An 11,250-nucleotide genomic window follows, 5' to 3' on the forward strand; every position below is an offset into this window, starting at 1 on the left:
ATATATATATATATATATATATATATATATATATATATATATACATATATATATATATATATATATATATATATATATATATATATATATACATATATATACATATATATACATATATATAGATATATATACGCCCTCGGCCGTTCTACGTACCACTGCCGTCCCGAGGGCCTGTGCGGCCCTCGGCACAAGGGCGGTACTACTTGCCCTTGGCGGCTTCCTTGAGCTTGGAGCCCGCGGAGACCTTCACGCTGTAGCCGGCCGGGATCTGGATGGGGTCGCCGGTCTGCGGGTTGCGCGCGGTGCGAGCGGCACGGTGGGTGCGCTCGAAGGTCAGGAAGCCGGGGATGGTGACCTTCTCGTCGCCCTTGGCGACGATCTCGCCGACGGTCTCGGCGAGCGCGGCCAGAACGGCGTCGGCGTCCTTGCGGGTCACCTCGGCGCGCTCGGACAGAGCGGCCACCAGCTCACTGCGGTTCATGTTGTACTCCCGTGTTCAACTTGCCTTAGAGGCGTGAGATCGAAGCCGATGCTGCCAGGGCCCTAGGACAGTGCCCGGACCCGGGTCTGAACGTCAGACCCTCTCGCCCGGTTACGCATCCTGCCCCCACCAGCGGCGGGAAAGCCAATCCGGCACCCGCCAGGGTCACACGAAAAGCGCCACAGTCACGCCGCGGTGACGCTCCGTCCGCACCATGGGCTCCGGGGGATGGCTCCGGGGGATGCGGACCGCGGGCCACGCGGGCATCCCCGCAACCCTATGGGCGCCCTGCCGGGCCCGCATCCCGCGACGCGCCGGTATCAGGCCGTGGGCCCCGTCACAGCGGGGGCCTGGGCGGCCTGTGCGGCCTTGCGGACGGCGCCCGCGACGGCTCCGGCGACCTTGTCGTTGAAGACCGACGGGATGATGTAGTTCGCGTTCAGCTCGTCCTGGCCGACGACGTCGGCGAGGGCGGCCGCGGCGGCCAGCATCATGTCGGTGTTCACGGTGCGCGACTGGGCGTCGAGCAGGCCGCGGAAGACGCCGGGGAAGACCAGGACGTTGTTGATCTGGTTCGGGAAGTCCGAGCGGCCGGTGGCCACGACGGCGGCCGTCTGGCGCGCGATGGCCGGGTCGACCTCCGGGTCCGGGTTCGCGAGCGCGAACACGATGGCACCGTCGGCCATGGCGGCGACGTCCTCGCCCGAGAGTACGTTCGGGGCCGAGACGCCGATGAAGACGTCGGCGCCGACCACGGCCTCCTTGAGGGTGCCGGTGTAGCCCTCGGGGTTGGTGTTGTCGGCGATCCAGCGCAGCGGGGAGTCCGGCGCGGCGTCGACCAGGTCGGGGCGGCCGGCGTGCACGACGCCGTGGATGTCGGCACTGACGGCGTTCTTGACGCCCGCGGCGAGGAGCAGCTTGAGGATGGCCGTACCGGCGGCGCCGGCGCCCGACATGACGACCTTGACGTCCTCAACTGCCTTGCCCACGACGCGAAGTGCGTTGGTGAGGGCGGCGAGGACGACGATGGCGGTGCCGTGCTGGTCGTCGTGGAAGACGGGGATGTCGAGGGCCTCGCGCAGGCGGGCCTCGATCTCGAAGCAGCGCGGCGCGGAGATGTCCTCCAGGTTGATGCCGGCGAAGCCCGGGGCCATGGCCTTGACGATGGCGACGATCTCGTCGGCGTCCTGGGTGTCGAGGCAGATCGGCCAGGCGTCGATGCCGGCGAAGCGCTTGAAGAGGGCGGCCTTGCCCTCCATGACGGGCAGCGCCGCCATCGGGCCGATGTTGCCGAGGCCGAGGACGGCGGAGCCGTCGGTCACGACTGCGACGGAGTTGCGCTTGATGGTGAGGCGGCGTGCGTCCTCGGGGTTCTCGGCGATGGCCATGCACACGCGGGCGACGCCCGGGGTGTAGATCATCGAGAGGTCGTCGCGGTTGCGGATGGGGTGCTTGGACGACATTTCGATCTTGCCGCCGAGGTGCATCAGGAAGGTGCGGTCGGAGACCTTGCCGAGGCTGACGCCCTCGATGCCGCGGAGCTTCTCGACGATCTCGTCGGCGTGCGCGGTGGAGGTGGCGGCGATGGTGACGTCGATACGGAGCTTCTCGTGCCCGGAGGCGGTGACGTCGAGGCCGGTGACCGACCCCCCGGAAGACTCCACGGCGGTGGTGAGCTGGGAGACCGCGGTTCCGCTCGCGGGCACTTCCAGGCGGACCGTCATCGAATACGAGACGCTGGGCGCCGTTGCCATGGCCGTGTTTCCTCTTCTGTCCCTGGTTTCGCTGTACACGGATCCGGCCCGACACCGTCCGGCGAGGGACGGGCGGGCAGGACCTGTTGTCCGATCGTCCCACCTACCAGCCGGTACGAGGTAACCAGCTACAAATTTCGGAAAGACTCTTCCACCATACGAGAGAAGTTGGCCGCCTGGAATGGTGGTTTAACACAAAACAGGTCCGCGCCCCCCACTCGGTGGGGGGCGCGGACCTGGTGTTCACGACTAAGACACCGACCCGCCATGCTCGCCTCGCGGCAAGTGGTCGCTCTAAGCGACGAAGGTTGGGCCCGGGGGCTTGGATCGAGCCGGTGTCGTACCCAGGCTAACAAAGGATCGCCGGAAGCGATCCCCCCTCCCGCGAGTTGGACACCCGGGATCACGCGCCTGGCCGCGAGCCGTCCGGGAACGGCCCGAGGCTGGTCGGGCGGGGGCGGGAGGGCGTTACGCGCCGTCAGCGGGACGGCGCGTCGTGAGCGGCTCCACCAGGGCTCCACCAGGGCTCCGGCAGAGCTCCGCCAGGGCTCCCGACCGCCGCCCACCGGAGAGGGCCGGGGAGGGCCCCGGTGGGGGCGGGGCCGGGCCCTGGGGGGCGCGTCACGGCCGCAGCAGCTCCGGCACGCCGTCCGCGCCCGGCTTGTCGCCCGCCGCCGAGACCACCGTCAGCTGCTGCGTCGCACGCGTCAGCGCCACGTACAGCACCCGCAGGCCCGCCGGGGACTCCTCCGCGATCTCCGCCGGGGACACCACCACGGTCGCGTCGTACTCCAGGCCCTTGGCCTCCAGGCTGCCGAGCGCCACCGCCCGCTCGCCCAGGTCCGCCAGCCAGCCCGCGGCCTCCGCACGCCGGTCCATGGCCACGACCACGCCCACCGTGCCGTCCACCTGCTCCAGCAGCCGCCGCGTCTCCTCCCGCACCACCGCGCCCAGGTCCTCCCCGGCCGCCGTGAAGCGGGGCTCCAGGCCCGTCGAGCGCACCGCCGTCGGTGGCTCCATGCCCGGCATCGCCAGCTCCAGCACCCGGGCCGCCACCCGGGCGACCTCGGCCGGATTGCGATAGTTCACGGTCAGCGTGAACCGCCTGCGCGGCCGGGAACCGAGCGCCTCGTCCCGCGCCGCCGCCGCCTCGTCCGGGTCCGTCCACGAGGACTGCGCCGGGTCCCCGACCACCGTCCAGGTACCCGTCCGGCCCCGCCGGCCCACCATCCGCCACTGCATCGGCGTCAGGTCCTGCGCCTCGTCCACGATCACGTGCGCGTACTCGGTCCGCTCGGCCGCGATCCGCTCGGCCCGCTCCCACTGGGTCTCCTCGCGGGTCGGCATCAGCTCCTCCAGCCCGCTGAGCTGGTCCAGCGGGTCCAGCTCCCGCTTCCGCTTCTGGCGCGCCGGCGCGCCGAGGAGCTGGTTCAGCTCGTCCAGCAGCGCCACGTCGTGCACCGAGAGCGGGCCGGAGCCGTCCGCGCCGACCCGGCGCAGCGAACGCGCCAGCTGGCGCGTCTCGCGCGGGTTCAGGTCCCGCCGCGACCAGCGGCCCAGCCGCCGCTCGTCGGCCATCGCCGCCAGCACCCGGCGCGGGGTCAGCTCCGGCCACCAGGCGTTCAGGAAGCCGAGGAAGTCGTCCTCGGTGGAGATGTCCTCGTCGAACGCGCTGCGCAGCTCGGCCGCCAGCTCCGGGTCGCTGTGCCGGCCGGACGCGCCCGTCTTCGCGTACAGGGCGTCCAGGAGCAGCTTGCGGGCGCGCGGGCGCAGCAGGTTCACGGGGGCGGTGCCGCCGAGCACGTTCTGCCGGATCCGGTTCAGCTCCGGCGCCTCCAGCTCCACGCGCCGGCCGAACGCCACCACGCGCAGCCGCTCCGGCGCGTCGCCCAGCTCCAGCGCGCCGCGGACCGCCTTGCGGAGCACCTTGAGCATGCGGGAGGAGCCCTTGATCCGGGCCACGGGCGGCTCGTCGTACGTGGTCGCCTCGGCGCCGTCGACGAGGGAGCCGAGCGCCCGGATCGCGACCTGGCCCTCCTCGCCGAGCGAGGGCAGGACGCCCTCGGTGTAGGCGACGAGCAGGGGAGTGGGCGAGACGATCAGGATGCCGCCCGAGTAGCGGCGGCGGTCGTGGTAGAGGAGGTACGCGGCACGGTGCAGGGCCACGGCCGTCTTCCCGGTGCCCGGCCCGCCGGCCACCTCCGCGACGGAGGCGGCGGGGGCGCGGATGACCAGGTCCTGTTCGGCCTGGATGGACGAGACGATGTCCCGCATGGTGTGCGTACGGGCCCGCCCGAGCGCGGCCATCAGCGCGCCGTCGCCGATGGCGGGCAGCTCCCGGCCGTCGAGGGAGGCCGTGACCTCCGGGCGCATCAGGTCGTCCTCGACACCGAGCACCTTGCGGCCCTTGGAGCGGATCACGCGGCGGCGGATGACGCGGCCGGGGTCCTTGGGGGTCGACCGGTAGAACGGCGCGGCCGCGGGGGCCCGCCAGTCGATGACGAGCGGCGAGTAGTCGGAGTCGAGCACACCGATCCGGCCGATGTGCAGGGTCTCCGCGATGTCGGCGGTGAGATCGGCGCGGATCGCGTCGTCGGCGGGCTCGACGGAGGTGTACGCCCCGTCGGGGCCGCGCTCCCCGTCCTTGCCGAGGACGAGGTCGATCCGGCCGAAGAGGAAGTCCTCGAACTCGTTGTTGAGCCGGTTGAGGTGGATCCCGGCACGGAACACCTGCGCGTCCCGCTCGGCGAGCGCCCCGGGCGTGCCGACCTGGCCGCGCTTGGCGGCGTCGTTCATGAGGAACTCGGCCTCGTGGATCTTCTCCTCAAGGCGTCGGTACACCTGATCGAGATGCGTCTGCTCGACCGCGATCTCCCGATCGCGAACGGAATCCGCCGTGCTGTCGACAGCGGCATTCTGCGCGGCCACCAAGGCCCCCTTCTGACGTGCATGGGCGACCGTCAACCGTACGCGAATCCGGCGGCTCTCCGCACGCCGGTCTTGGGGGAAGGGCGGTACGGGTGGGTACGGGCGGGGCGGGAGGGGCGGCAGAGCGGTACGCGGGGTCAGGCGAGGCGGCGGGCCAGGACCTGGCCCGGCCAGTCACCGGAGAGGAAGGCTTCGGTCGGGGTGAAACCGTTGCGCTCGTAGAAGGCGACGAGCTCGCCCCCGCCGCCCGCCCAGCAGTCCACCCGCAGGAGCTCCAGGCCGGCCCGCAGCGTCTCGTCGGCGGCGTGCGCCAGCAGAACCGCACCGATGCCCGACCCCGGCCGCGCCCGGTCGGAGACGAGCAGACGGACGTACACCTCGGCCTCCCCGGCCGGCTCGATCGGCATCTGGGGGCTGGGACCGGAGTCCAGCACCATGGCCCCGACGGGAACACCGTCGAGCTCCGCGATCCAGGGCGTGTTCTCGGTCAGGTACCGCTCGACCCGCTCCACCCCGCCGGGCTTCTGCGAGTACGGGGTGGTGCCCCACTGCTCGGTGTTGCCACGGGAGTTCATCCACGCGACGGCCCCGTCGAGCATGTCGAGAACGGCCGGCGCGTCCCCGAGGACGCCGGGCCGGATGCGTATGCCGTGTGTCGTGTCGTTCACGGCCGCGAGCCTAGGCCAACGTCCTTCCCCTGCGCGTGATCGCCGCCGGCTCGCCCGCGATCCGGGGCGGGGCAAGGGCCCGCCCCTACGCCCCCGCCACCTCCCGCACCCGGCGCCGGTGGCGGGCCACGCGTTCCCTGTTGCCGCACAGTTCGCTGGAGCACCACCGGCGGCGTCGGCCGCGGGATGTGTCCAGGTAGAGGCGGGCGCAGCCGTCGCCCTCGCAGGACCGGATCAGGGCCAGGTCGCCGGGGTCGGTGAGGAGTTCCACCGCGTCCCGGGCCACCGTGGCCAGCATCCCGGCGCACTCCACCCCGCCGCAGAGTTCCCGGACGAGGTGGCCCTTCTGGTTCCGTACCGCGCACACGCCCGGGGGCGGTCCCGCGGCGGCCGCGTTCACCCGGGCCAGGGCTTCCTCCTCCGGGCCGGTGCCGGCGAGCTCGGCCCGTACGAGGGTGCGCACGTCGTGGCGCAGCGCGCGGAAGGCCTCCACCCAGTCGGGTCCGAGCCGGCCGAGCGGGGTGTGGTCGGGGACGAGGCCCGCACCGACGAGCCACAGCCGCAGCGCGTCGTCGTCACTGAGCCCTTCCCGGCATCCGGAACCGGCTCCTTCGAGCCCGTCCGTCGCCAGTAGGTCCAGACAGACCCGCCCGGAGTCGAACCACATGCCCGTCACCGCCTCGTCGCCGTGGGACCGGACCGCCTCCCCAGAGTGCCGTCGGCGGCCGTGAAGCGGAAGCCCCCGCGCGGGGCAGGAGGGGCGGTTATGCGGAGGGGGCCTCGTCGTGCAGCACGCGTTGGAAGAGGCGGTGGTCGCGCCAGGCTCCGTTGATGTGGAGGTACCGGGGGGCGAGTCCGATCTCGGTGAAGCCGTTCTTGGCCAGGACCCGTATGGAGGCGTGGTTGTCGATCAGCGTCTGCGCCTCCACGCGGTGGAGGCCGAAGTCCTGGCGGGCGGCCCGGAGGACTTCCGCCAGCCCGGCGGTGGCCAGGCCCTTGCCGTGCCAGGCCCGGTCGATCCAGTAGCCGACGCCGCCGCTGCACAGGGGGCCGAGCGCGATGCTGCCGAGGTTCATCGCGCCGACGACGGCACCACTGCGCACCTCCACGAAGACGTACGGCACCAGCCGCCCCCCGTCGCGCTCCTCCAGCATCCCCTCGATGCGGGCGAGCTGCCCGGCCTCCGTGTAGAAGGCCTCGCTGCGCAGCGGCTCGTACGGCGCCATGGCGGCCCGGTTGCGCGTCAGTACGTCGGCCAGCCCGGCGGCGTGCTCGACCGCCAGGCCCTTCATCTCCACCCCGTTGATGATCATCCGGGCACGCTAGCGGACGCCCGCCGCCGCGTTCCAGCCCTCGCCCTCCCCCGCGTCCAGCGACAGCCGGTACCCCCGCTTGACCACCGTCTGGATCAGCCGCGGCGCCCCCAGGGCCGCCCGCAGCCGGGCCATCGCCGTCTCGACGGCGTGTTCGTCGGTGCCCGCCCCCGGTAGCGCCCGCAGCAGCTCGGCCCGGGACACCACCCAGCCGGGCCGCCGGGCGAGCGCGGCGAGCAGGGCCATCCCGGCGGGCGGGACCGGGCGCAGCCCGTCGTCGACGAGCACGGCGTGCCCCCGGATCTCCAGGCGGTGTCCGGCGACGGGCAGGACCCGCGCCCGGCCGGGGAGTTCGCGGCACAGCACCTGCACCAGCGGCCCCGAGCCGAAACCGCTCCGGCTTGGACGGTTTCCACCCCCTTCGGCTTGGAGCGGCAGTGCGGTGACGGGCCCGACGCAACGCCGCCCGCGACGGGTCCCGCGCAGCGCCTCCAGGACCGCTTCGCGCAGGCCCCGTTCGGCGGCGCGGGACAGCAGGGAGGCGGCGGCGGGCGCGGAGGTGAAGCTGACGGCGTCCACGGCCCCGACGGCGATCGCGTCGAGGAGCCGGTCCAGGGGGGCGAGGTCCTCGGGCGGCATCCACCTGTAGACCGGTACGGGCACCACCTCGGCCCCGCCGTCGCGGAGGGCCTCCACGAACCCGGGGAGGGGTTCGCCGTGCAGCTGGAGCGCGATGCGCCGCCCGGCGACGCCGCCCGCCAGCAGCCGGTCCAGTACCTCGGCCAACGATTCCGACTGCGGGGACCAGGCTTCCACCAGTCCGGCGGCCCGGACGGCGCCCTTGACCTTGGGGCCGCGCGCGAGCAGTTCGGTGGTGCGCAGCCGTTCCAGCAGCTGTTCGCCGATGCCCCAGCCGTCGGCGGCTTCGATCCAGCCGCGGAATCCGATGGCGGTGGTGGCGACGACGGCGTCGGGCGGGTTGTCGACGAGTTCCTTGGTGGCGGCCATCAGTTCGCCGTCGTCGGCGAGCGGCACGATCCGCAGGGCGGGGGCGTGGATGACGGCGGCTCCGCGCCTGCGCAGCAGGGCGATCAGTTCGTCCGCCCGGCGGGCGGCGGTGACTCCGACGGTGAATCCGGCCAGGGGGCCGTGCGTAGCGTCGTCCATCGTGGTTGCCTGCCTTGCGCAGAAGGTTTGCGTCGGGGATGTTCCGAGCCTGCCAACGCGTCGTGTCAGGCTCGGTTCCACCGTATTTCGGGCCAGTTAACCGGCCCGCAACCACCTCGGTCGTGCCTCACACCGAGGTGAGCTGGGGCTTCTTCTCCCCCTGTCCGTCGGCGGCGGGGGCCGGGGCGGCGACGGGCCGGCGAAGGTATACCGCCCAGGTGACCGCGCAGCACACCGCGTAGAAGCCGAGGAAGGTGGCGAAGGCGGCCGTTCCCGAGCCGGATTCGAGGAAGGCCGAGCGGAACACGAGGTTGATGGCGAGGCCGCCGAGCGCGCCGACGGCTCCGATGAGTCCCATGGAGGCGCCGGAGAGCCGCCTTCCGTGGGCGGCGGCCGCTTCGCCGTCGAGGCCGCGGGCGAGGGCCTTGGCGGCGAAGATGCCGGGGATCATCTTGTAGGTGGAGCCGTTGCCGAGGCCGCTGAGGGCGAAGAGCGCCACGAAGCCGACGAGGAACACCGGCAGGGATGCGCGTACGGAGGCCAGCAGGACCACTCCGGTCGCGGCGGCCATCGCCGCGAAGGTGGCCAGGGTGATCCGGGCGCCGCCGAAGCGGTCGGCGAGTGCCCCGCCGACGGGGCGGACGAGGGAGCCGAGGAGCGGGCCGATGAAGGTGAGGGAGGCGGCCTGGAGCGGGGTGCGTCCGAACTGGGTCTGGAGGACGAGCCCGAAGGCGAAGCTGTAGCCGATGAAGGAGCCGAACGTGCCGATGTAGAGGAAGGCCATGATCCAGGTGTGGGCGTCCCTGGCGGCTTCGCGGACGGCGCCGCCGTCGCCCCGGACCGGCGCGAGGTTGTCCATGCGGACGAGGGCCAGTGCGGCGGCGAGCACGATCAGCGGCAGGTAGGTCCAGAGCAGCAGCCGGGGGTGTCCGGCTCCGGCGGTGCCGATGACCAGCAGGGCGACGAGCTGGACGACGGGGACGCCGATGTTGCCGCCGCCGGCGTTGAGGCCGAGGGCCCAGCCCTTCTTGCGGAGCGGGAAGAAGGCGTTGATGTTCGTCATGGAGGAGGCGAAGTTGCCGCCGCCGACGCCGGTGAGGGCGGCCACGGCCAGGAAGGTGCCGTAGGAGGTGCCGGGTTCCATGACGACGAGGGCGGCGATCGTCGGCGCGAGGAGGAGCAGGGCGCTGACGACGGTCCAGTTGCGGCCGCCGAAGCGGGCGACGGCGAAGGTGTAGGGGATGCGGACGAGGGCGCCGACGAAGGTGGCGGTGCCGATGAGGAAGAACTTGCCGGCCGGGTCGATGCCGTACTGGGGGCCCATGAAGAGCACCATCACGGACCACAGCGACCAGATCGAGAAGCCGATGTGCTCGGAGAGGACGGAGTAGAGGAGGTTGCGGCGGGCGATCGGCTCCCCCGTCTCCCGCCAGAAGGTCTCGTCCTCGGGCTCCCACCGCTCGATCCAGCGGCCTCCCCTGCGCGGTGCGGTCGTCGTACCGGTCATCACACGCCTCCACCCTCCACAGCTGTCGTGCTCTGTGGTGAGGAGGCTAGGAACGGCGCGTTTCGGCCCCGGTCCCCGCCGGATGACCGGGGGGAAACCTTGCACTCACCCGGCGTCCGGGCCGGGTGTGAGCGCTGCGGGGAGCCAGCTGTCCGGAGGGACTTCCAGCCAGCCGCCGGCGTTCTGGAGTTCGGAGACCGCGCGGTGGAGGGCGTCGAGGCCGGGGTGGTCGAGGCCCTTGCGCCACACCATGGCGAGCGGGGAGAGGGGTACGGGGTCGACGAGGGGCCGTTTGGCGCTGCCGGGCATGTCGAGGAAGCCGACGGTCGCGAGGACGGGGTTGCGGGTCTTGGCCATGACGCGGCCGAACTCCTCCTTGCCCATCGCGACGGGGGCGGGCGGGGCGACGGCGATGTCGCGGCCGGCGAAGAGTTCGCGGGCCAGCCCGGTCCACTCCAGGGTGCGGGGGTTGCCGGCTCCCGCGTACACGCTCTCGCCGGCGAGCGCGGCGAGCGGTACGCGGTCCAGGGCGGCCAGCGGGTGGTCCTCGGGGAGCAGGACGGCGAGGGGTTCGTGGCGTACGGGGCGGTGGTCGAGCCGGGCGCGCAGGGCGGGTGCCAATCCGGCGGCGTACCCGAAGGAGACGTCGAGCCGTCCGGCGGCGATCTCGGTGGCGGCGTGGGTGAGGCCGCTCTCGAAGCGGGCCATCAGTTCGCAGCCGGGGGCGAGTTCGCGGGCGCGTTCGAGGACGCGGCGGCCGGTGCTGGGGCCGTCGGTGTTCATGTCGACGAGGAGGGCGCGGGGCGGTCCGGCGAAGGCGGCGGCGAGTTCCTCGTGGGCGCGGAGCACGTCGCGGGCGTGGGGCAGCAGGCGCTCGCCGTCGGGGGTGAGTTCGACGGCGCGGGTGGTGCGCAGGAACAGCGGTGTGCCGAGGGCCTGTTCGAGGCGGCGGACGTCGCGGCTGAGGGCCTGCTGGGCGACGTAGAGGCGGGCGGCGGCGCGGGAGAAGTGCAGTTCCTCGGCGACCGCGAGGAAGCCGCGCAGCAGGCGGGGGTCGACGTCACGGGCGGTCATCCCCGGAGGGTAACCCGGAGATTCACAACGTGGGCGCGTGAATGGGCCCGGAACAGGTGTTGGACCGGGGCCGGGGGCGGGCCGCAGGCTCGGTGCATGCCGCAAGAATCCCCGCTGATGGCCGTGACCGGCAGCACCCTGGTCCTGGCCGCCCCGTCCCCGGCCCCGTCGCCCCGTCCCGCCCAGGCCCCCGCCCCGGCTCCGGCTCCCGTCCCCGCCCAGGCCGCGGTTCCGGCCCGCACCCGCGGCCCGTACGCCCGGCTCTTCACCCGCCCCGGCACGCGCGGGTTCACCGCCGGGAACCTGCTGGCCCGGCTGCCGATGGGCATGTTCGGGGTCAGCGCGGTGATGATGATCG

General features: G+C 72.3%; 9 protein-coding genes and 1 pseudogene. 1 reads left to right on the top strand and 9 read right to left on the bottom strand.

Features of this window, described 5'->3' with window-relative positions; genetic code table 11:
- Positions 1-199: 199 nt before the first annotated feature.
- The 9 genes from SSNG_RS13555 to SSNG_RS13595 form a co-directional block, all read right to left on the bottom strand.
- Positions 200-481, bottom strand: a complete 282-nt coding sequence (locus SSNG_RS13555) for an HU family DNA-binding protein (RefSeq protein WP_007264399.1) — start codon at positions 479-481, stop codon at positions 200-202.
- 320 nt (positions 482-801) lie between these two features.
- Positions 802-2,235, bottom strand: a complete 1,434-nt coding sequence (locus SSNG_RS13560; protein ID WP_007264400.1) for an NAD-dependent malic enzyme — start codon at positions 2,233-2,235, stop codon at positions 802-804.
- 621 nt (positions 2,236-2,856) lie between these two features.
- Positions 2,857-5,163 carry a UvrD-helicase domain-containing protein gene (locus SSNG_RS13565; protein WP_042800970.1) on the bottom strand — a complete coding sequence of 769 codons (2,307 nt, stop codon included), beginning with the start codon at positions 5,161-5,163 and terminating at the stop codon, positions 2,857-2,859.
- A 137-nt stretch (positions 5,164-5,300) separates the two neighbouring features.
- Positions 5,301-5,831 (bottom strand): GNAT family N-acetyltransferase, encoded by a 531-nt coding sequence (locus tag SSNG_RS13570; RefSeq protein ID WP_007264402.1) that lies wholly within the window; start codon positions 5,829-5,831, stop codon positions 5,301-5,303.
- An 85-nt stretch (positions 5,832-5,916) separates the two neighbouring features.
- Entirely contained in the window at positions 5,917-6,498 is a 582-nt protein-coding gene (locus tag SSNG_RS13575) for an ABATE domain-containing protein (protein ID WP_042800971.1), read from the bottom strand.
- A 97-nt stretch (positions 6,499-6,595) separates the two neighbouring features.
- Positions 6,596-7,144: a GNAT family protein gene (locus tag SSNG_RS13580; protein WP_007264404.1), complete on the bottom strand. Its 549-nt coding sequence runs from the start codon at positions 7,142-7,144 to the stop codon at positions 6,596-6,598.
- A gap of 9 nt (positions 7,145-7,153) precedes the next feature.
- Positions 7,154-8,311 (bottom strand): uroporphyrinogen-III synthase, encoded by a 1,158-nt coding sequence (locus tag SSNG_RS13585; protein ID WP_007264405.1) that lies wholly within the window; start codon positions 8,309-8,311, stop codon positions 7,154-7,156.
- 127 nt (positions 8,312-8,438) lie between these two features.
- Positions 8,439-9,818 (bottom strand): nitrate/nitrite transporter, encoded by a 1,380-nt coding sequence (locus tag SSNG_RS13590; RefSeq protein ID WP_007264406.1) that lies wholly within the window; start codon positions 9,816-9,818, stop codon positions 8,439-8,441.
- 105 nt (positions 9,819-9,923) lie between these two features.
- Positions 9,924-10,892 carry a LysR family transcriptional regulator gene (locus SSNG_RS13595; protein ID WP_007264407.1) on the bottom strand — a complete coding sequence of 323 codons (969 nt, stop codon included), beginning with the start codon at positions 10,890-10,892 and terminating at the stop codon, positions 9,924-9,926.
- A gap of 96 nt (positions 10,893-10,988) precedes the next feature.
- Between SSNG_RS13595 and SSNG_RS42065 the strand changes: the two are divergent.
- Positions 10,989-11,250 (top strand): annotated as a pseudogene (locus SSNG_RS42065) (MFS transporter); the annotation flags it as partial.

The sequence above is a fragment of the Streptomyces sp. C genome (assembly GCF_000158895.1).
Taxonomy (GTDB): Bacteria; Actinomycetota; Actinomycetes; order Streptomycetales; family Streptomycetaceae; genus Streptomyces; species Streptomyces racemochromogenes.